Source organism: Paenibacillus sp. TSM33, from assembly GCF_056099025.1.
Window position 1 is genome coordinate 1 of sequence record NZ_JBLZXB010000013.1, and the last position, 25,440, is coordinate 25,440.

The 25,440-nt window shown below is 52.9% G+C and carries 1 protein-coding gene (only partly in view); it reads left to right on the forward strand.

The window, feature by feature from the left end:
* On the forward strand, nt 1-25,440 hold part of the coding region annotated (locus ACN6NF_RS11195; RefSeq protein WP_474317698.1) for a non-ribosomal peptide synthase/polyketide synthase (this coding region is incomplete at its 5' end). 6,020 nt of the annotated region lie beyond the right edge of the window; 25,440 of 31,460 annotated nt are visible.

Sequence of the window (25,440 nt, forward strand, 5' to 3'; positions counted from 1 at the left end):
ATGAACGGGCGAATTCATTGGCACGCATCCTTCAAGCGCAGGGAGTAGGGCCTGACAAACTGGTCGGTCTGATGGTGCAGCGCTCCGTGGAAATGATCGTAGGTCTGCTGGCCGTGCTAAAAGCAGGTGGTGCTTATGTGCCGATTGATCCCGAATTTCCGTCCTCACGTATTCAATACATGCTGGAAGACAGCGAGGCCGCAGTGCTTCTGACCCGTCGTGATTTGGCAGAAGAACACCAATGCCATGCCAATGCCATATTTCTTGAGGATGCAGCATTGTATCAGGGAGAGAACGGCAACCTGGAGGCGATTACCCGCCCAGAGCATTTGGCTTACGTTATCTATACCTCTGGTTCGACGGGTAATCCGAAAGGAGTTATGCTCCAGCATCGCTCGGTCCTCAACTTTATTACAGGGATGCGCAAAGTCATTGACTTTGAAACGAGCCAAACGATGTTGTCACTCACGACCATTTCATTCGATATTTTCGTCTTAGAAACGATCTTGCCCCTGTTGGGCGGAATGACGGTGGTGCTTGGCGATAGCCAGCATCAGGTGAATCCTCAGGCGCTGGGTGAATTGATTGCTCATCATCATATTGAAATGCTGCAAATGACACCATCCCGTTTGCAAATGCTGCTGGGTCATGAAGCAGGCTCCCGCGCGCTGCAAGACGTGAAGGCCATTATGGTCGGGGGTGAAGCCCTTCCGTCCAGGCTGCTTGCAGCACTGCAAGAAATAAACGGTCCCCGGATTTATAACATGTACGGACCCACAGAAACGACGGTGTGGTCGACCGTACAGGAACTGACCCATGCTCAGCATATTAACATTGGACGTCCCATTGCGAATACGCAAATATATATCCTGAATGCGAATGGGGAATTACAGCCAGTCGGTGTACCGGGTGAGTTATGTATTGCCGGGGAAGGATTGGCCCGCGGGTACTGGAAACGTGAAGAACTGACGGCAGAGAAATTTGTAAATAATCCGTTTGCTGCTGACAAGGCAGGCCATGAGCGGATGTATCGTACAGGCGATTTGGCGAGATGGATGCCAGACGGCAACATTGAATATTTGGGCCGGATGGACCATCAGGTGAAAATCCGGGGCTACCGGATCGAACTGGGCGAGATCGAATCGCAGCTGCTACAGGTGGAGTCCGTACAAGAAGCAGTCATCATGGCTCGTACGGACGAAACGGGTCAAACACTGTTAGTAGCGTATTACGTCGCAAGTCAAGAGCTTGGAGCTAGTGAGCTGAGACAGAAGCTGGGACAAAAGCTGCCAAGCTATATGGTGCCGTCGTATTTCATCTGGTTGGAGCAGATGCCGCTGACACCGAACGGTAAAATTGACCGCAAGTCTCTGCCAGCACCAGAAGGCAGTCTGCACAGCGGTGCAGATTATGCAGCGCCACGTACGGTAGCAGAACGAGCACTCGTAGCGATCTGGCAGTCCGTCCTGGGCGTGCCAACTGTCGGGATTTTGGACCATTTCTTTGACCTGGGCGGCGATTCGATCAAGGCGATTCAAATCGTATCGCGTGCGTTCCAGGCAGGCTACAAGCTGGACATGAAAGATTTGTTCCGTTATCCAACCGTCGCAACACTGGCACCGCATATGCACGAGGTAAGTCGTAGGGTAGATCAGGGAGAAGTGAGCGGGGAAACAACTTTGTCTCCGATCCAGCATGGGTTCTTTGCCCAGAAGCAAGTAGACGTACATCACTTTAATCAGGCGGTGATGCTGCACCGGGAGCAGGGTTTTGATGAGTCCGCTCTGCATCAGGCACTTGACAAACTCACAGCGCACCATGATGCACTGCGGATGGTGTTCAGCAAGACCGAGCAAGGCTATGAAGCCTGGAACCGCGGAATACAGGAAGGCGAGCTGTATCACCTGGATGTGGTGGACTTTAGCGATTTGACAGATAAAGCCACGCTCAGCGCAGCCATGGAGGCGAAAGCCAGTGAAATTCAAAAGAGTATCCAGCTGCATGAAGGGCCGTTGTTGAAGGCTGGCTTGTTCCACTGTGCAGATGGGGATCATTTGCTCATAGCAATCCACCATTTGGTGGTGGACGGGGGATCATGGCGCATTTTGTTTGAGGATTTGGCTGTAGCCTATGAACAGGCGATCCGTAAAGAGGCACTCCAATTACCGGACAAAACGGAATCATTCCGTTCCTGGTCACAAAAACTTTCCGTCTATGCGAATAGCGCAGCCATGGACAGCGAATACGCCTACTGGGAGCAATGGAACGCAGCTGCTTTGGCTGACCAGGTACGTTTGCCTGAGGATCAAGCGCAGACCGAACCGTTTACCTGGGCTGACACGGACACCGTGGTCTTCCAGCTTACGGAAGAAGAGACATCAAAACTATTGAAGCAAGCACACCGCGCGTACAACACGGAAGTGAACGATCTGCTGCTGACTGCACTAGGCATGACGCTATACACGTGGACGGGGCATGAACGCAGTCTGATTCATTTAGAGGGACACGGACGGGACAACATTTTGCCGGATACCGACATTTCTCGTACGGTAGGCTGGTTTACGAGTCCATATCCGGTGTGGCTGGACATCGGCCGTGGTCACGCTTTGTCGGAACGCATCAAACAGGTCAAAGAGAGCCTGCGTCATATTCCGAATAAGGGAATGGGCTACGGAATCTGGAGATATTGGAGTGAATCCGGTCAAGCCATTAGTCAGCAAGCAGATGTACTGAATCTTGGTCAGCATCAAGCTTTTGCCGAGCCGCAAGTGAGCTTTAACTATCTCGGACAGTTGGATCAAGACTTGCCAAACAGCGATATCCGCATGTCTCCTTATTCGATGGGATCGGTCGTGAGTGGCCGGACGAAGTTGAAATATGCGCTCGATGTGAGTGGAATCGTCACCAACGACATCTTGGAACTCGACATTCGGTATAACGGCAAAGCCTTCCGTAAGGATACGGTCCAAATGTTAGCCAACCTGTTGAAAACCAATCTGCTTGAAGTGATCGAGCATTGTGTTACACGGGAGCAGGCCGAATTGACTCCAAGTGATGTACTGTTTAAAGGTCTGACCCTGGAGCAATTCGATACGATTAAGGAGCAGACAAAGGCGATTGGGGAATTGGAAAATGTGTACCCATTGACCCCCATGCAAAAGGGAATGCTGTTCCATAGTTTGATGAATGCAGAAACCGGCGTGTATTTTGAGCAGGCAACCTTTGATCTTGAGGGCCACTTTACGCCATCTATATTCGAGGAAAGCTTAAAGCTGCTGGTTAGCCGGCATGCGATATTGCGGACGAATTTCTACAGCGGCTGGCATGGACAACCCTTGCAAATTGTCTACCGTCAAAAAAATCCGAGCTTCCGTTATGAGGATGTCAGAGGGCGTGAACAGGCTGTAGCTGAATTTGTGTCTCAGGACAAAGCCAGAGGCTTTGATTTAGGCAAGGATGCACTCATGCGCGTAGCTGTTTTCCGCACGGGTGATCGCTCATACCGTTTTGTATGGAGCTTCCATCATATCGTAATGGACGGCTGGTGCCTGTCCCTGATGACAGACGAAGTGTTTGGTGCATATTTTGCCTTGATGGAGAACAAGCAGCCAGAGCTCGCACCTGTCAAGCCGTATAGTGACTATATCGAATGGTTGGAACATCAAGATGCACAGGAAGCAACCCGTTATTGGAGTGACTATTTGGCAGGTTTTGAACAGCAAACCTTGTTGCCTGGTGAGAATACGCAAGTTTCTGTAACAGAACGGGATGACGACACAAACAGAAGCGGTCAAAGTTCAAATTCCGGCTATGTTTTAGAAAAGTTGCCATTTATGCTAGGTAAAGAGCGGAGTGCCGCATTAAACCAAATGGCCAAGCAACAACATGTCACGATTAACACATTGCTGCAAAGCGTTTGGGGCGTTATTTTACAGAAATATAATAATCATCAGGATGTCGTGTTTGGTAGTGTGGTATCGGGTCGTCCGGCAGAAATTCCAGGTGTGGAGAGCATGATCGGTTTGTTTATCAACACGATTCCGATACGCATATGCAGTGCACCGGATGCTACATTTGCTGACATATTGCAGCGTACGCAGGAACAGGCGCTGGCTTCCAGTGTCTATGACACGTTCCCGCTCTACGACATTCAGGCACGGACTGAACAAAAACAAGACCTGATCAATCACATCATGGTCTTTGAAAACTATCCCATCGGGCAGCAGATGAAGCAGATGGGCGGTTCCGGCGAAGCAGATGCACATACAGGCTTCTCTATTGCTCATGTGGAACTTACAGAGCAAACCAACTACGATTTTAACCTGATTGTCGTGCCTGATGAGGATATCTCTATCCTACTTGAGTACAATGCACTGGTGTATAACCGGTCTGCAATGGAGCGTATCTATGGTCATATCGACCACGTCATCGGACAAATCGTGGATAACCCGGATATCCGTGTGAATGAGCTGGCATTGGTGACAGCGGAAGAGCAGGCACAGATCGTTCAGGTGTGGGGCGATACGGCGGCAGCCTATCCGCAGGATCAAACGCTAAGCAGTCTGTTTGAGCAGCAGGCCGCGAATACGCCGGAGCAAGTGGCGGTGTTGTGCGGAGCAGAGTCGCTGACCTACCGTGAGCTAAACGAGCGAGCTAACCGTTTGGCCCGGACGTTGCGTGCGGAAGGGGTTAAACCAGATCAGCCTGTGGGCATTCTGGTCCACCGTTCACTGGACATGATCGTGGGCATCTATGCGATCCTCAAGGCCGGCGGAGCTTATGTACCGATCGATCCGGAATATCCGGCTGAGCGCATCCGCTTTATGCTGGAGGACTCGGGCGCGAAGCTGGTGCTGACGCAAGCGCATCTGGCGGAGCAAGCCTCGCTGAGTTTTGACGGCCGTGTGCTGGTGCTGGATCGTCAGGAGCAGGATGGCAAGAATATTTATCACGAAGATGGATCAAATTTGGAGCCCCTGGCCGGGCCGCACCATGTCGCGTACGTCATCTACACCTCCGGTTCGACCGGAAAACCGAAGGGCGTAATGGTGGAGCATCATTCCGTGCTGAACCGGATTTTGTGGATGCATGATCAGTACGGCTTGAGTGCAGAAGATACCATTTTGCAAAAGACCGCCTTCACCTTCGACGTGTCGGTGTGGGAACTGTTCTGGTGGTCGATGGTCGGCTCGAAGGTAAGCCTGTTGTCGGTCGGCGGGGAAAAGAACCCGGAAGACATCGTGGACACGATTGCCCGCGATGGCGTGACTACGATGCACTTTGTACCCGCCATGCTGCATGCATTCCTGGAGTATGTGGAGCAGCAGCCACGGGAAGTGATGCAAGCGAAGCTGGGCACGCTGCGTCATGTCTTTGCTAGTGGTGAAGCGTTGCCGCCACAGCATGTGACCCGATTCCAGCGGCTCGTGTCGAGCCTGGCCGGAGCGAAGCTGGTCAACCTGTATGGACCGACCGAAGCGACGGTGGACGTGTCGTACTTCGATTGCGAGCCGGATGAGGAATATGCGGTGATCCCGATCGGCAAACCGATTCAAAACATTCGTCTGTACATCGTGAAGGAAGGCACGGAGCAATTGCAGCCGATTGGGGTTGCAGGGGAACTGTGCATTGGCGGTGTAGGTGTAGCCCGAGGCTACCTGAACCGTCCGGAGCTGACGGCCGAGAAATTCGTAGCTGATCCGTTTGCCGGCGGGGAAGCCGGATACGAACGGATGTACCGCACCGGCGATTTGGCAAGATGGATGCCGGACGGGAACATTGAATATCTGGGCCGGATTGATCATCAGGTGAAAATCCGGGGGTACCGGATTGAGCTGGGCGAGGTCGAAACGCAGCTGCTGCAAGTGGAGTCGGTACGAGAAGCGGTCGTCATGGCTCGTGCAGACGAAACGGGCCAAAAACAAATGGTCGCCTACTATGTCGCGGGACAAGAAATCCGTGCCAGCGAGCTAAGAAGTGAGCTGGGCCGGGAGCTGCCAAGCTACATGGTGCCGTCCTACTTTTTACAGCTGGAGCAGATGCCGCTGAGTCCCAACGGCAAAATCGACCGCAAAGCCTTGCCGGTACCGGAAGGCAACCTGCAAACTGGAGCCGATTATGCCGAGCCGCGTACGGCGCAAGAACGCGCTCTTGTAGCAGTCTGGCAGTCGGTACTGGGACTACAGACGGTCGGTATTTTGGACAATTTCTTTGATCTGGGCGGCGATTCTATCAAAGCTATCCAAATCGCATCCCGTACGTTCCAGGCCGGCTATAAGCTGGACATGAAGGATTTGTTCCAATATCCGACGGTGGAAGCCCTGGCACCGCATATGCACGAGGTCCGCCGTTTGGCAGACCAAGAAGAAGTGAGCGGGGAAACGGCGCTGCTTCCGATCCAGCATTGGTTCTTTGCGCAGGAGCGCGAGCGTCCGCAGCACTTTAATCAGGCGGTCATGCTTTATCGCACGGAGGGCTTTGAGGAGACTGCGATTCGTCAAGTGATGGATTACCTTGTGAAGCACCATGATGCGCTACGTACGGTTTTCCGTCCAGATGCCTCGGGTTATGCGGCTTGGACACGCGGTGTGGATGAAGGCGCGTTGTATACGCTGGAAACGGTGGATTACCGTGAACGGTCCGCTTATGCGGAAGCGCTGGAAGCGAAGGCAACGGAAATCCAAAGCAGCATGGACCTGTCCGCAGGACCGTTGGTGAAGCTGGGATGGTTCCGTACCACTGAGGGCGACCATCTGCTAATCGCCATTCACCATTTGGTGGTGGACGGGGTGTCGTGGCGGATTCTGTTTGAAGATTTCTCGACAGGCTATGAGCAGGCGAGTAAGGGTGAGTCTGTACAATTGCCCTATAAAACAGATTCCTTCCAAACGTGGGCACGGGAGCTATCTTCTTACGCCAACCGTCCAGAGGCGGCATCGGATGCGTCATATTGGAAGCAGGTAGAGCAGGCCAAAGCTGCGATTGCTCCGCTGCCTAAGGATTTTGCCTATGAAGGCTCCTTAAACGCAGACAGCGAAGTGCTGACCGTAGAGTGGACCGAGGCTGAAACCGAGCAGCTGTTAAAGCAGGCTCATCGCGCCTACAACACCGAGGTCAATGATTTGCTGCTGACCGCGCTGGGACTGGCCGTGCATAACTGGACAGGTGCAGGACAGGTGCTGGTCAATCTGGAGGGCCATGGCCGGGAAGCGATCCTGCCAGAGGTGGATATTACACGTACCGTAGGCTGGTTTACGAGCTTGTATCCGGTGGTGCTGGAGACCGGCAAGGAAATGACCCTGGCTCAGCGGATTAAAGAAACAAAGGAAGGCCTGCGCCGGATTCCGCATAAAGGGCTGACCTACGGTACCTGGCGTTACCTATCTCCTGCGTTCGGATCAGGTGAAGGCCGTGCGATCGCAGCCGAACCGGAAATTAGCTTTAACTATTTGGGGCAGGTCGATCAGGATTTGCAAAACAGTGGAATCACGTTGTCCTCCTACAGCGCAGGGGAGACGGAGGATGCCTATTCCCGCTTGCCGTACACGCTGGATCTGAACGCGATGATCTCGGAAGGCACGCTGCGCTTGACGATCGCATACAGCCGTAAGCAGTATCGTAAAGAAACGCTGGAGCGTGTGGCCAGCCTGCTGCAATCCGCCTTGCAAGAGGTGATTGCGCATTGCGCTGCTCAGGAGCAGCCGGAACTGACGCCAAGTGATGTGTCCTTCAAAGGTTTGACGACTGGAGAACTGGAACAGATTGCGAAACAGGCGGCACGTATCGGTGAGCTGGAAAATGTATATGCACTGGCCCCGATGCAAAAGGGCATGCTCTTTTACAATCTGATGGATTCGCAATCGGGAGCTTATTTTGAACAGGCCTCCTTTGATCTGCGAGGACATTTTAATATCGCTGCGTTTGCGGCCAGTTTGGATGTCTTGGTGCAGCGGCATACGGTACTGCGCACGAACTTCTACAGCGGCTGGAAGGATGAACCGCTTCAGGTCGTGTACCGGAATAAGCGCAGCGAACTGTATGTTGAAGACCTGCGGGACATGGAGGACGAACAGCAAAACGAGTACATGCTCGAATTTACGCGTAAAGACAAGCAAAGAGGCTTTGATCTGGCAAAAGACGCCTTGATGCGTGTCGCTGTGTTGCGCACAGGTGAGGAATCGTACCGTTTTGTATGGAGCTTCCATCATATCGTGATGGACGGCTGGTGCTTGTCGCTAGTGACAAACGAAGTGTTTGCAAGTTATTTTGCGATTCTGGCTCATAAACAACCGGAACTGGCCCCTGTCACGCCGTACAGTCAATACATCGAATGGCTGGAACAGCAGGATCGTCAGGCTGCATCCGGTTACTGGAGCAAGGTGCTGGAAGGATATGAGGAGCAGTCTCGTTTGCCACAGGCAAAAATCCAGGGCAAAACGGGGTATCAGGCGGAACGCCTGGATTTTGATTTGGGCGCGGAGCTAACCGCTGGTATTCAGCGCATAGCCAAGCGTTATCAGGTCACCATCAATACGTTGATGCAGACCGTTTGGGGCCTTTTGCTGCAAAAATATAATGGCACCGATGATGTCGTGTTTGGCAGCGTAGTATCTGGACGTCCGGCAGACATTCCGAATGTGGAGCATATCATTGGTCTGTTTATCAATACGATTCCGGTGCGTGTCCGTAGTCAAGTGGACAGTCTATTCTCTGACGTGATGAAGCACATCCAGGAGCAATCGATCGATTCCCATGTGTATGATACGTATCCGCTATATGAAATTCAGGGGCTGTCGGAGCTTAAGCAGGATTTGATTAATCATATTCTTATTTTTGAGAACTATCCGGTCGAGGAGCAAATCGAGCAATTAGGTAGCGGTGAGGAGGCCAGCTTCACCATCACAGGAGCCGAGTCTGTCGAGCAGACCAACTATGAATTTAACGTGGTGGTGCTGCCAGGGAACACCATTCACATGAGCTTTGGCTATAATGCCCTCGCCTTTGAACGGGAAAGCGTAGAGCAAATTCGAGGTCATCTGGTGCAGTTGCTGGAGCAAGTGATAGCGAATCCAGACATTCGTGTACATGAACTGGATATGATAACTGAGCAGGAGCGCAAGCAAATCGTTGAGGTCTGGGGCAATACAGCGGTAGCCTATGCAAGCGAGCAAACGATTCACGGCTTGTTCGAGGCGCAAACCGCGCAGACACCGGAACAGCCAGCGTTATACTTCGAAGGAGAGCAGCTGACTTATCGTGAGCTGAATGAACGTGCCAATCAATTGGCTCGTACTTTGCGCAGTCAAGGCGTGACGAAAGATCGTTTGGTGGGTCTGATGACTGAGCGCTCGGTGGACATGATCGTGGGCATCTTCGGGATTTTGAAGGCTGGGGGCGCCTATGTTCCTATCGATGCAGCCTACCCGGAAGAGCGTATCCGCTACATGCTGGACGACTCGGGAGCGAAGCTGCTGTTGACACAAAGCCATCTGGTAGACAAAGTCGCGTTTGACGGCCACATGCTGGTGCTAGATGGGGAGCAAACGTTGTACCACGAGGATGGTTCCAATCTGGAGCTGGGGTCCGGCCCGAACGATTTGGCGTATGTGATTTATACGTCAGGGACGACGGGGCAGCCAAAGGGCGTCATGCTGGAGCACCATGGGCTGTGCAATCTGAAAACGTATTTTGATCAGACGCTTCGAATTCGTACGTCGGATCATGCGCTACTGTTCGCCAGCTATTCGTTTGATGCAGCTTGCTGGGAAATCTTTCAAGCTTTGTTCTGCGGCGCCACGTTATATGTGCCAACGACAGAGACGATTTTGAACTACGAGCGGTTTGAGCAATATATGGCGAATCATCGGATTACGGTGGCCGCTTTGCCGCCGACCTATGCGGTGTATCTAGAGCCGGAGCGGATGCCAAATCTGCGTATTTTGTTCACTGCGGGTTCAGCCTCTTCCACCGAACTGATATACAAATGGAAGGATCAGGTGGCGTACTACAACGGCTACGGTCCAACCGAAAACTCGGTGGCGACGTCCATCTGGCCAGTATCCGAGGATGAAAGGGCAGGCCAACTCATTTCCATTGGACGCCCTGTGCCGAATCATCGCGTATACATGGTGGATGTACACGGGCATTTGGCTCCGGTCGGCGTAGCGGGTGAGCTGTGCGTGTCTGGTCCAGGTCTGGCGCGTGGTTATCTGGATCGTCCAGAGCTGACGGCAGAGAAATTTGTAGCGAACCCGTTTGCGGCTGGTGAAACAGGCTATGAACGAATGTACCGTACAGGGGACTTGGCGAGATGGATGCCGGACGGCAACATTGAATATTTGGGCCGCATCGACCATCAAGTAAAAATCCGGGGCTACCGGATCGAGCTGGGCGAAGTCGAGGCACAAATATTGAAAGTGGAAGACGTGCAAGAGGTTATCGTCCTGGCCCAAGCGGACGAGCAAGGGCAAAACCAACTGGTGACGTACTATGTCGCTGAAAGAGAAGTAAGCGCAGGTGAGCTGCGCAGCTTGCTGGGTGAGGAGCTGCCCAACTATATGGTACCTTCGTACTTCATCCAGCTGGAGCAGATGCCGCTGACACCGAACGGCAAAATCGATCGCAAGGCCCTGCCAGCACCGGAGGGTAGCCTGCAAAGCGGAGCGGATTATGTAGAGCCGCGCACAGCGCTGGAGCAGACGTTGGTTTCGATTTGGCAGTCTGTATTAGGAGCGAAGAGCGTCGGGATTTTGGATAATTTCTTTGATCTGGGCGGCGATTCGATCAAAGCAATCCAGGTATCCTCCCGCTTGCTGCAAGCGGGCTACAAGCTGGAGATGAAGGATTTGTTCCAATATCCGTCCATTTCGCTGCTGAGCGGTCATGTACACAAAGTTAGCCGTACAGCCGATCAGCGCGTGGTTTCGGGCAGTGTTAAACTGACTCCGATTCAGCAATGGTTCTTTGGATTATCATCAGCAGAGCCGCATTATTTCAACCAATCGGTGATGCTGTATCGAGCAGAAGGCTTTGATCTAGACGCATTGCATCACACGGTGACCAAGCTGACGGAGCATCATGATGCGCTGCGTATGGTCTTCCGTCAGACCGAACAGGGCTATGAAGCGTGGAATCGCGGTGTGAACGAAGGTCAGCTGTACAGTCTGGACGTTGTGGATTTGACAGGCGTCGAAGATACGGCAGATGTGGCGGTGGCGATGGAAACAAAAGCCAATGCCATCCAAAGCTCCATTCGTCTGGACGAAGGACCGCTGGTGAAGCTGGGACTTTTCCGCTGCATAGATGGAGATCATCTCTTGATTGCCATTCACCATTTGGTTGTAGACGGCATTTCGTGGCGGATTGTGTTTGAGGATTTTGCCTCGGGTTATGAGCAGGCCATTCGGGGAGAAGCGATTCGCTTGCCATATAAAACGGATTCGTTCTCCACTTGGGCAGAACGTTTGTCTCAATATGCCAATAGTCCGGCCATCGATAATGAACGCGAATACTGGCAGCGTCTTGCCCAAGTGGAAGTCGGATCGCTACCTAAGGATCAAGAAAGAGCGGCAGGACAGCATTTTGTGGTCAGAGACAGTGAGACGGTAACCGTGGCGTGGAGCGAACAGGACACCCGGCTGCTGCTGCAGGAATCACATCGTGCATACCACACCGAGGTCAATGATCTGCTGTTAACTGCACTCGGTACCGCATTGTACAACTGGAGCGGGCAGAAGCGTGTGCTGGTCAATCTGGAGGGCCATGGCCGGGAAGCCATTGTTCCCGATATCGACATCACACGTACCGTGGGCTGGTTTACGAGTCAGTATCCAGTACTGCTGGATGTCGATGGAAAGGCAGAAGTAGGGCAGCGCATCAAGCGGGTCAAAGAGGACCTGCGTCATGTGCCGCATAAGGGCATTGGCTACGGTATGTTGAAGTATATGTCCTCGGATGATGCCGATCTTTCCTGGAGCCTGCAGCCTGAGATCAGCTTTAACTATTTGGGACAATTTGATCAGGACTTGGAACATGGGGAGATCACGTTGTCTTCACATTCAGGTGGAGAGCCGTTGAGTGACCGCACCGTACTGGAGCAGCCGCTGAATGTGAACGGTATGATTACAGCAGGCGTGCTGACCTTGGAAATTCGCTATGACAGCCAAGTATATCATCAGCAAAATGTAGAAAATTTTGCACAGTTGCTACGGGAAAGCTTGCAGGAAGTAATCAAGCATTGTGCCTCCCAAGAGCGGAGTGAGCTAACCCCAAGCGATGTCTTGTTCAAGGGCTTGACACTGGAGCAGTTGGAGCAATTAACGGAGCAAACAGCTGCTGTGGGCGAACTGGAAAATGTGTATGCTCTCTCTCCCATGCAGAAGGGGATGCTGTTCCATAGCTTAATGGAGCCGGACTCAGGCGCATACTTCCAGCAAGCGTCATTTGATCAAAAAGGTAGCTTTGATGTTGCTATTTTCCGTAAGAGTCTGGATCTGCTGACACAGCGTCATGAAGCGCTGCGGACGAATTTCCATCAATTTGAGACAGGACACGGTCCGGAGCCATTGCAAATCGTGTTCCGTCATAAAAATAGCGATCTTTCCTTCGAGGATATACGCAACATGCCGAAAGCGGAGCAACAGGCATATATCCAGACGTTTAAGCAGGAGGACCAAGCGAGAGGTTTTAATCTCGGTACGGATGCACTGATGCGCGTACAGGTATTGCAGACCGATGAAGAAGCGTATCACTTGGTATGGAGCTTCCATCACATTATCATGGACGGCTGGTGCTTATCGCTCGTTACGGGTGAGGTGTTTGGTACGTACTTTGCACTACTGGAGCAGAAACAGCCGGAGCTTGCTCCGATCACACCGTATGGCCACTATATCGAATGGCTAGAGCGTCAGGATGAACGGGCGGCAAAAGAGTATTGGAGCAGCTATTTAGCTGGCTTGGAACAGCAGACGTTGCTGCCTGGATCGGATACTGCAACGAAAGACCACGTGGTAGACCGCAGGGAGCATACGGTATCCAAGGCAGCAAGCGACGAATATGTTTCTGAAAAAATAACGGTAGAGCTGGATCCAACGTGGAGCCAGGCCATGTACCGGATTGCGAAGCAGCAGCAAGTCACGATCAATACGCTGATGCAGAGCGTGTGGGGCCTTATTTTGCAGCAATATAACAACAACGAGGATGTTGTATTTGGTAGTGTCGTATCTGGACGTCCGACGGATATTCCGGGTGTAGAGCATATGATCGGCCTGTTCATTAATACCATCCCAGTGCGGATTCAAAGTGAGCGAAATGCCACGTTTGTGGACATCATGCGCAAAACGCAGGAGCAAGCGCTGGCTTCAGGCGTCTATGACAGCTTCCCGCTGTATGAAATCCAGGCGCTGACCGAACAGAAGCAAAATCTGATTAACCACATTATGGTATTTGAGAACTATCCGGTCGAGGAGCAAGTTGAGCAGCTGGGTGAAGTTCGTCCGTCTGCATTTGACATTACGAATGTAGAGGTTGTCGAGCAAACGAACTATGATCTGGACTTGATTGTGATGCCAGATGAAATCTTCCGTATCATGTTCAGATACAACGCGAATGTGTACGATCGGTCTACGATCGAGCGGATGCAGGGACATGTACTGCATGTGATCGAGCAAATTATTGACAATCCGCATATCCGCGTGAATGAGCTGGAACTAGTGACAGCAGAAGAGCAAGCGCAAATCGTACAGGTATGGGGAGATACGGCAGCAGCCTATCCGCAGGATCAAACGCTAAGCAGTCTGTTCGAGCAGCAGGCCGCGAACACGCCGGAGCAAGTGGCGGTACTGTGTGGTAAAGAGTCGCTGACCTACCGTGAGCTGAACGAGCGAGCCAACCGTCTCGCCCGCACCTTGCGTACGGAAGGAGTAGAACCGGATCAGCCTGTGGGCATTCTGGTCCACCGTTCACTGGACATGATCGTGGGCATCTATGCGATCCTCAAGGCCGGCGGAGCCTATGTACCGATCGATCCGGAATATCCGGCTGACCGTATCCGCTTTATGCTGGAGGACTCGGGCGCGAAGCTGGTGCTGACACAATCGCATCTGGCGGAGCAAGCCTCGCTGAGTTTCGATTGCCAGGTGCTGGTGCTGGATCGTCAGGAGCAGGATGGCAAGGACATCTACCACGAAGATGGCTCGAATCTGGAGCCACTGGCCAGACCGCACCATGTCGCTTATGTCATCTATACCTCCGGTTCGACCGGAAAACCGAAGGGCGTCATGGTAGAGCACCATTCCGTGCTGAACCGGATTTTATGGATGCATGATCGCTACGGCTTGAGTGCAGAAGATACGATCCTGCAAAAGACCGCCTTCACCTTCGACGTGTCGGTATGGGAGCTGTTCTGGTGGTCGATGGTCGGCTCGAAGGTAAGCCTGCTGCCAGTTGGCGGGGAAAAGAACCCGGAAGACATCGTCGACACGATTGCCCGCGATGGCGTGAGTACGATGCACTTCGTACCCGCCATGCTGCATGCGTTCCTGGAGTATGTGGAGCAGCAGCCACGAGATGTGATGCAAGCGAAGCTGGGCACGTTGCGCCATGTCTTTGCCAGTGGTGAAGCGTTGCCGCCACAGCATGTGGCCCGGTTCCAGCGGCTCGTGTCGAGCTTGGCCGGAGCGAAGCTGATCAATCTGTACGGACCGACCGAAGCGACGGTGGACGTATCGTATTTCGATTGCGAGCCGTCAGAGGAATATGCGGTGATCCCGATCGGGAAACCGATTCAGAACATTCGTCTGTACATCGTCAAGGAAGGCACGGAGCAATTGCAGCCGATTGGGGTGGCAGGGGAACTGTGCATCGGTGGTGTCGGCGTAGCCCGAGGCTATCTGAACCGTCCAGAACTGACGGCCGAGAAATTCGTAGTCGATCCGTTTTCGGGTGGTGAACCAGGATACGAACGGATGTATCACACCGGTGACTTGGCGAGATGGATGCCAGACGGCAACATTGAGTACTTAGGCCGAATCGACCATCAGGTGAAAATTCGGGGGTACCGGATTGAGCTGGGCGAGGTCGAAACGCAACTGCTCCAAGTGGAATCGGTACGAGAAGCGGTGGTCATGGCTCGTGCGGATGAAATGGGCCAAAAACAAATGGTCGCCTACTATGTCGCCGGGCAAGAAATCCGTGCCAGCGAGCTGAGAAGTGAACTGGGCCGAGAGCTACCAAGCTACATGGTGCCGTCGTACTTTGTACAGCTGGAGCAAATGCCACTGAGTCCCAATGGCAAAATCGACCGCAAAGCACTTCCGGCACCGGAAGGCAGCCTGCAAAGCGGAGCCGATTATATCCCGCCGCGGACATGGGTAGAAGCGAAGCTGGCGCAAATTTGGCAGGATGTGCTAGGCCTGGCGCAGGTCGGCGTGAAGGAAAACTTCTTTGAGATTGGCGGACATTCGTTGCGGGCGACGACACTGGCCTCGAAGATTCACCAAGAGCTGAACAAGCCACTTCCACTGCGCAGCATTTTTGAAGCACCAACCATTGAACAACTGGCAGCTGTGCTGGAAAGTATGGATCAGGTGGCGTATGCGTCCATTCCGGTAACGGAAGAGCGTAGTTTCTATCCTCTGTCCTCGGCGCAAAAACGACTGTATGTGCTGCATCAGTTCGACCCGAATGATGTGAACTACAACATGCCGTCGGTACTGCAAGTGAGTGGTCCGCTGGACGTGAAGCGAGTAGAGGACGTGTTCTGTCAACTGATTGCCCGCCATGCGACCTTGCGTACCCGCTTTGAGCTAATCGACAGCGAGCCGATGCAATGGATTGAGGACGCTGTGCCGTTCGAGGTGGAATATACGAAGATACAGGCAGCGGGTGCGACTGTGGACACAGATCAGGACACAACTACAGATACGTACACAAGAGTCAACATAGAAGCACAAGAGCTGGTGCGGCGCTTTGTCCGTCCGTTTGATCTCAAAGCTGCACCGCTGCTGCGGGTAGGCTTGGTGGATCTGGGCGTTCAAGGAGCGAAGCAGGAATCCCAGCATTTGCTCATGCTCGATATGCACCATATCGTCTCGGATGGGGTTTCCATGGAGGTCCTGACCGATGAGTTTGTCCGTTTGTATGGCGGTGAAGAGCTAGCGCCATTGCGGATTCAGTACAAAGATTATGCCGTATGGCAGCAAAGCGAGGCCCAGCAGGAATGGATGCAGCGTCAGGAAGCCTATTGGCTTGACACTTTCCAAGGTGAACTACCTGTACTGGATCTGTCTACTGACTTTGTCCGCCCAGCGGTGCAGAGTACGGCAGGGGATACGATCGAATTTGTGCTGGAGTGTGAGGTTAGTGAACGTCTGAAAGAACTAGCGGCGCAAACCGGCGCTACCCTGTATATGGTGTTGCTGGCAGCGTACACTACGCTCCTACACAAATACACAGGCCAAGAGGACATCGTCGTTGGCACGCCGATTGCCGGACGACCGCATGCGGAGTTCAGTAATCTGGTGGGTGTGTTCATTAACACGCTGGCGATGCGCAATCATCCGTCCAGCGGCAAGTCGTTCCTGGATTATCTGCAGGAGGTCAAAGAGCATGCGCTCCGTGCGTATGAGCATCAGGACTATCCGTTTGAAGAACTGGTTGAAAAACTGAATGTAACGCGGGATACGAGCCGGAATGCGCTGTTTGACACGATGTTTGAGCTAAAAACATGGGAGCCGCGGGAGTTCGAGCTGGAAGGTCTGACCTTGAGCTCCTATCCACTGGACAATCATACGGCCAAGTTTGATCTGAGCTTGGAGGCCATAGAGCAGCCCGAAGGCATTCTGTGCCGTCTGGAATACAGCACGGCGCTGTATAAACCGGAGACCATGACGCGATTGGCACAGCATTTTGCGGAAATCGTTCGAGCTATTGCCTATCATCCACAGCAGCCACTGGCAGTTTTGAATATGGTAACCGCCGAGGAAAAGGAGCAACTCATCTACGGTTTTGGAGAAGTAGGTGTATCGGATGTTGCTGCGGTTGAAGCAGGAGCCCTGTTCCATACCTATGTGGAAGAACAAGCCCAGTTTGTGCCGGATCACGTGGCGGTGGTGTACGAGGAGCAACAGCTGACGTACCGCAAACTGAACGAGTGTGCGAACCAATTGGCGCGTAAATTGCGAAAGGAAGGCATTGGACGCGAATCGATTGTCGGCATTTTGAGTGAACGCTCGGTAGACATGCTGGTCGGCGTATTGGCGGTGTGGAAAGCCGGAGGCGCCTATGTGCCGCTGGATGCAGACTATCCGTCCGAGCGCATTCGTTTCATGCTGGAGGACAGTGGTGCGACGGTACTGTTAACTCAGACGGGATTGCAGGAGCGCGCACAGGCATGGCTCGAAGAAAGCCGACAGGCCTTGGCCGGAAGGCAGACTGAGAGTGAGCTAGAAACAGCGGCTGGTGCTGAAACGATGGAAAGAGATAGCCTCAATGAAGGTTTGAGCTTGAAATCAGATTCGGTGTCTGACCGCGAAGCAGTATCTGAATCGGCAACAAAGCTGCGTCTACGTACTGTATTAATGCTGGACGATGAGTCACTGTACACCGGAGATGCCACAGATATCGAGCCGATCAATGAACCGCACGATCTGGCGTATGTGATCTACACGTCTGGGACAACCGGGCGTCCAAAAGGTGTCATGATCGAGCATCGCAGCTTGGTGAATACGGCTGCAGCGTATCGCCGAGATTACCGCCTGAACCAGTTCCCGGTACGACTGCTGCAATTGGCCAGCTTTTCCTTCGACGTGTTCGTCGGCGATATTGCGCGGACGCTTTATAATGGTGGGACAATGGTCATTTGTCCGAAAGACGACCGGATTGATTTCAGCCGTCTGCACGGATGGATTCGTGATTATCAAATTACGGTGTTCGAATCGACACCGGCCCTGATCGTACCGTTTATGCAGCATGTGCATGAACGAGGACTGGACATGAGCAGTCTGGAACTACTGATCACGAGCTCGGATAGCTGCAGCGTGACGGACTACCGGGTGCTGCAAGCACGGTTTGGTGCAGATATTCGCATCATTAATAGTTATGGCGTCACGGAAGCGGCGATTGACTCCAGCTTCTATGACGAAGAGTTGTCGAAGCTGCCAAGCAGCGGTAATGTGCCCATTGGGCAGGCGTGGCTGAACGCACGCTTCTACATCGTAGACAGCCAGCTGAATCCGGTGCCGATTGGTGTACTGGGCGAGCTATGCATTGGCGGAGCCGGGGTCGCACGGGGGTACCTGAACCGTGTGGACCTGACGGATGAGAAATTCGTGGCGAACCCGTACGTACCGGGTGAACGACTGTATCGCACCGGCGATTTGGCGCGGTGGATGCCAGACGGCCATGTAGACTTTATCGGCCGGATGGATGATCAGGTCAAAATCCGAGGCTTCCGGATTGAACTCGGCGAGGTGGAAGCGCAGTTGCTGACCGTGGATGGTATTGAGAAAGCCATCGTCACCGCCTGGGAAAATGAAGACGGAGACAAGGATCTGTGTGCGTATGTTGTAGCCTCGGAGGCACTAAATTTGCCAGAGCTACGCAGCACACTGCAGCCCAAACTGCCGGGCTATATGATCCCGACGTATGTCGTACAGCTGGATCAATTCCCGCTGACACCCAACGGAAAAATTGATCGCAAAGCGTTGCCAGCGCCAGAAACACGTCTCGAAGGGGGCACGGAGTACGTGGCGCCGCGCACACCGCTGGAAGAGCAGCTGGTCCGTATTTGGCAAAGCGTTTTAAATCATCGCCAAATAGGCATCCAGGATAACTTCTTTGAAGTGGGAGGACATTCGCTGCGCGCTACCACCCTGATGGCGAAAATTCATCAGGAGCTGAATCACAAGCTGGCCTTGCGAGATATTTTCCAATATCCGACGATTGAGCAATTGGTACAGGTGATGGATGAAGACCAGACCCAGCAAACGTATGTATCCATCCCTGTGGCAGAGGAGCACGAATATTATCCTGTTTCCTCGGCGCAAAAGCGGATGTACGTTCTGAGTCACCTGGAAGGGGGAGAGGTTAGCTACAACATGCCAGGAGCGTTGATTATCGAAGGCTCCTTGGATAAAAAACGACTGGAACAAGCCTTCCGTCAGCTGATTGAACGTCATGAAGCCCTGCGAACCCGATTCGAGATGGTGGATGGCGAGGTGATTCAGCGGATTGAATCCAGCGCACCATTCAGCGTGGAGCATGTACAAGCAAGCGAAGAGGAGACAACGCAGTACGCACAGGACTTTGTACGTGCATTTGATCTCGCACAAGCCCCATTGTTGCGGGTTCAGTTGATCGAAAACGGACCGGGGCGTCACGTTATGCTCTATGACATGCATCATATTATTTCGGATGGCGTGACGGAGGGCATTATCGTGCAGGAGTTTTCTCAATTGTATGAAGGCAAGGAGCTGTCGCCACTTCGGATTCAGTACAAGGACTATGCGGTTTGGCAGCATGCAGATATGCAAAGTGAACGTCTGCGTGCGCAAGAAAGCTACTGGCTGAACACCATGTCTGGTGAGATTCCGGCGCTGGATATGCCAACGGATTTTACAAGACCTGCTGTACAGCGTCTGGAAGGAACACGATTTGAGTTTGCGATCTGTATGGAGGACAGCGAACAGTTGAAACAGCTGGCCGCGCAAACTGGCTCCACCTTGTACATGGTGCTGCTTGCAGCATATAGCACGCTTTTGCATAAATACACGGGTCAAGAGGACATCATTGTCGGCACGCCAATTGCCGGACGACCACAAGCGGAGCTGGGGAACCTGGTAGGTGTATTCCTCAACACGCTGGCGATCCGCAATTATCCGTCTGGCGACAAAACGTTCCTGGACTATCTGCAAGAGGTCAAAGAGCATGCGCTCCGTGCGTATGAGCATCAGGAATATCCGTTTGAAGAGCTGGTTGAAAAGCTTAATTTAACACGGGATACGAGCCGGAATGCGCTGTTTGACACCATGTTTGAGTTGAAAACATTTGAGCAGCAGGAGTTCGAACTAGAAGGTCTGACCTTCAAGCCGTATCCGATGGATAATCCTACGTCCAAATTCGATCTGACCTTGGATGCCGTAGAGCAGCCCGAAGGCATTCTGTGCAGTTTGGAATACAGCACGGCGCTGTACAAGCCGGATACGATCACGCGCTTGGCGCAGCATTTTACCGAACTTGTACGTGCCATTACACTGCATCCGCAGCAGCCGCTGGCCGCTTTGGATATGGTGACTGTCGAGGAAAAAGTACAAATCCTCTACGGTTTTGGAGATGTAGGCGTATCGGATGTTGCTACTGTTGAAGACAGAGCATTGTTCCATACCTATGTGGAAGAACAAGCACAGCTTGTGCCAGATCACGTGGCGGTAGTGTACGAGGAGCGGCAGCTTACGTACTGCAAACTGAACGAACGTGCGAACCAATTGGCGCGTAGATTGCGAAAGGTAGGTATTGGACGCGAATCCATTGTCGGTATTTTAAGCGAGCGCTCGGTGGACATGCTGGTCGGCGTATTGGCGGTATGGAAAGCAGGAGGTGCCTATGTACCGCTGGATGCGGATTATCCGTCCGAACGGATTCGTTTCATGCTGGAGGACAGCGGTGCAACGGTACTGCTGACTCAAACCGGCTTACAAGAGCGAGCACAAGCATGGCTCGAAGAAAGCCAATGGGCTATGGGCGAAGGAAAGAGCGAGGGTGTGCTGGAGACGGCGGCTAGCGCTGAAACGATGGAAAGAGACCGCCTGAGTGAAGGCTTAGGCTTGAAATCAGATTCGAAGTCTGACAGCGAAGCAGCATCCGAACCAGCAACAGGGCTGCGTCTGCACACCGTACTGGCATTGGACGATGAGTCGCTGTATAGCGGGGATGCCACGGATGTTGAACCGATCAACGAGCCGCAGGATCTGGCGTATGTGATCTACACGTCCGGGACAACCGGACGTCCGAAGGGCGTCATGATCGAGCATCGCAGCTTGGTCAATACGGCTGCGGCCTATCGCCGGGATTACCGTCTGAACCAGTTCCCAGTACGACTGCTGCAACTGGCCAGCTTCTCCTTCGACGTGTTCGTCGGCGATATTGCGCGGACGCTTTATAACGGGGGCACGATGGTCATCTGTCCGAAAGACGACCGGATTGATCCAAGCCGTCTGTACGGCTGGATTCGCGATTACCAGATTACCGTGTTCGAATCGACGCCGGCTCTGATCGTACCGTTTATGCAGCATGTATACGAACACGGACTGGACATGAGCAGTCTGGAACTGCTGATCACCAGCTCGGATAGCTGCAGCGTGACGGACTACCGAGTGCTGCAAGAACGGTTTGGTGCGGACATCCGCATTATTAACAGCTACGGCGTCACGGAAGCGGCGATTGACTCCAGCTTCTACGACGAAGAGCTGTCGAAGCTGCCAAGCAGCGGGAATGTGCCGATTGGTCAGGCGTGGCTGAACGCACGCTTCTACATCGTGGACAGCCAGCTGAATCCGGTACCGATCGGCGTACTGGGCGAGCTGTGCATCGGCGGTGCCGGGGTCGCACGGGGGTATCTGAACCGTGCAGACCTGACGGCCGAGAAATTCGTGGCGAACCCGTACGTACCGGGTGAACGTTTGTATCGCACCGGCGATTTGGCGCGGTGGATGCCGGACGGCAATGTAGACTTTATCGGCCGGATGGACTACCAAGTCAAAATTCGCGGCTACCGGATCGAGCTGGGCGAGATTGAAACCGCGATTCAGCGGATACCGGGTGTGCGTCAAGCGGTAGTCATCGACCGGACGGATGAGCGAGGACACAAGTATTTGTGCGGATACATCACGGGAGAACCCGAGCTACGGATCGAGGAAGTACAGGCCGCACTGGAAGCCGGACTGCCAGCGCACATGGTGCCTGCACGGCTGATGCGTCTGGAGACGATCCCGCTGACCAGTAACGGCAAAATTGACCGCAAGGCCTTGCCAGAACCAGAAGGCAGTATCCATACCGGAGCAGCCTATGTGGCCCCGCGTACGAAGGTGGAGCAAGTACTGGCTGCGGTATGGGCCGGAGTACTGGGCGTGGAAGCCGTAGGCACGCAGGATAACTTCTTTGAGCTGGGCGGGGATTCGATCAAAGCGCTGCAAGTATCGTCCCGATTGCTACAAGCAGGTTATCGACTGGATATGAAAGACCTGTTCAGTCATCCAACGGTGTCTGCATTGGCGCTGAAAGTCCAATCGGTTACCCGATTGGCGGATCAGAGCGAAGTGATGGGCGCGGTGAAACTGACACCTGTTCAACATTGGTTCTTTGAGCAGAACCTGACGGATGCTCATCATCATAACCAGTCCATTATGCTGTATAGCCAGGACGGTTTTGATGAAGTGGCACTGCGTACAGCGATGGACCACATCGTCAGCCATCACGATGCGCTGCGGATCGTTTTCCGTCCTACGGAGCACGGATATGAGGCCTGGAACCGCGCCATTGGCGAGGGTGAGCTGTATACGCTGGAACACATAGACTTCAGCCATGAGACGGAAGGGTCTGCGGCGATTGAGGCCAAAGCGAACGAAATTCAGGCGGGCATCCATTTAAGCGAAGGACCCCTGGTGAAGCTGGGGCTATTCCATTGCTCCGATGGAGATCATTTATTGATGGCTATTCATCACTTAGTAGTGGACACCGTTTCTTGGCGCATTTTGTTTGAGGATCTTACGACAGCCTATGAGCAAGCCTTGAACGGACAACCGACTCGTCTTCCGTACAAAACGGATTCGTTCCGCACCTGGGCTGATGAACAGTCTCACTATGCGAATGGTCCAGAAATGGCAGCAGAGCTCGCCTTCTGGCAAGAAGTGGAACAGGGAACGTATGAGCCGCTTCCAAAAGACGAATTACCTGTTCATTCCTTGAATAAAGACAGCGAGATCATGACGGTCACGTGGACGGCTCAGGAAACGGAGCAGTTGTTAAAACAGGCGCATCGTGCCTACAACACGGATATGAATGATTTGCTGCTAACCGCACTGGGCCTAGCCATTCATCGCTGGGCGGGTATTGAACGCGTGCTCGTCAACCTGGAAGGCCATGGACGGGAATCCATTTTGCCAGAGCTGGATATTACGCGCACGGTGGGCTGGTTTACGACCCAATTCCCGGTTGTGCTGGATATGAGCGCAGGGCAAGATCTTTCACAGCGCATCAAACAGGTGAAAGAAGGGCTACGCCGGATTCCGCAAAAGGGTATTGGTTACGGGATGCTGAGATACCTGTCTGCAGCATGTGAGCAAGAGCGTTTTGTAACTGAACCTGAAATCAGCTTTAACTATTTGGGACAATTTGACCAGGATATGCAAAATCCATCCATTGGCGTGTCTCCTTACGCTAGCGGTACCGAGCTGAGCCCACATGCAGCCCGAACGCATACGCTGGATCTGAACGGACTGATTTCGGAAGGTCAATTACAATTGACGATCAGCTACAGCCATCAGGAATATCGCAGTGAAACGATGGAGCAGTTAGCTGAAGCACTCAGAACCAGCCTGCAGGACATCATCGCGCATTGCGCGGGTCGCCAACAGCAGGAGCTAACGCCAAGCGATGTGATGCTTAAACATGTAACCCTGGCCGAGCTGGATCAGTTAGTAGAGCGGACTCGTGACATGGGGGAACTGGAAAATGTATATGCCTTGACACCGATGCAAAAAGGCATGTTGTTCCATAGCCTGATGGATGCAGCGTCAGGGGCTTATTTTGAACAGACGACCTTTGATCTACACGGACGCTTCCAAGAGGATATTTTCCAAGATAGCTTGAATCATTTGGCACAGCGGCATGAGATCTTTAGAGCTAATTTCATTAGCGGCTGGCAGGATGAGCCCGTGCAGGTGATATTCCGGCGCAAGGATGTTGGTTTCAGATATGAAGATTTGCGTCATTTGGGTGACCAGGAGCGTGACGCGTATGTGCAGGAATTTATTCGCCAGGACAAGGCAGCCGGATTCGATTTGTCCCGGGATGCGTTGATGCGCGTGGCCATTTTACGGACCAGTGACGAGGATTATTATTTTGTGTGGAGCTCTCATCACATCCTAATGGACGGCTGGTGTGTGGCGCTGGCAACAGATGAGGTGTTTGAGGCTTATTTTGCAGCCGTAGAGCATAGAGAACCAAAGCTCGCCCCGGTGACTCCATACAGTCAGTATATTGAGTGGCTTGAAGCCCAGGATGTAGAAGCAGCAGCCTCATACTGGAAAGATTATTTGCTGGGCTATGATCAACAAACGTCGATTCCAACCAGAAAAGTCGGCACGAAAGCGGACGGTGCACAATTTGAGCATGTGTTGTGCGATCTAGGTAAGGATTTGACAGGGCGCATGGAAATGGTAGCCAAGCAGTACCACGTGACCCCGAATACATTACTGCAAACAGCCTGGGGCTTACTGCTTCAAAAGTACAACGGTAGTGATGATGCCGTCTTTGGCGGTGTCGTGTCGGGTCGTCCAGCTGATATTCCGGGGATCGAAAATATGGTGGGCTTGTTCATTAACACCATTCCAATCCGTATCCGCAGCCAGGCTGAGGACACCTTTGCCGACCTGATCAGAGTGAATCAGCAGCAGGCGCTGACTTCTCAAGATTACGAAACGTATCCGCTGTATGAAATTCAAGCCTTGACCGAGCAAAAGCAAGAGCTGATCAACCACATTATCGTGTTTGAAAACTATCCGGTGGAGGAGCAGGTCGAGCAGCTTGGCGAAGGTGCAGCGTCGGATTTTGTAATCAGCAATGCAGGCATGATTGAACAAACGAACTATGATTTCAATCTGGTCGTCATGCCGCAGGAAGCGATGAAAATCCGATTCGAATATAATACAAAAATATTTGATCGGGAAGCCGTGGAACGGACTCAGGGCCATTTAATACAGCTACTGGAACAAGTGGTAGCGAATCCGGCCATTCGGGTGCAAGAGCTGGATGTGTTAAGCGAGCAGGAACGCGAGCAAATTCTCAGCGTATGGGGAGATACAGCCGCCGAGTATCCAAGCGAGCAAACGATCCATGGCTTGTTCGAAGCACAAGCAGTGCACACACCGGAACAGCCAGCGTTATACTTCGAAGGAGAGCAGCTGACTTATCGCGAACTGAATGAACGTGCGAATCGTCTGGCTCGTACCTTGCGCAGTCAAGGTGTGACGAAAGATCGTTTGGTAGGTCTGATGACCGAACGCTCGATAGACATGATCGTGGGTATCTTCGGGATTTTGAAAGCCGGAGGAGCATATGTACCTATCGATCCAACCTATCCGGAAGAGCGTATCCGCTATATGCTGGATGACTCGGGAGCGAAGCTGTTGTTAACTCAAGGTCATCTGGTGGACAAAGTAGCTTTCG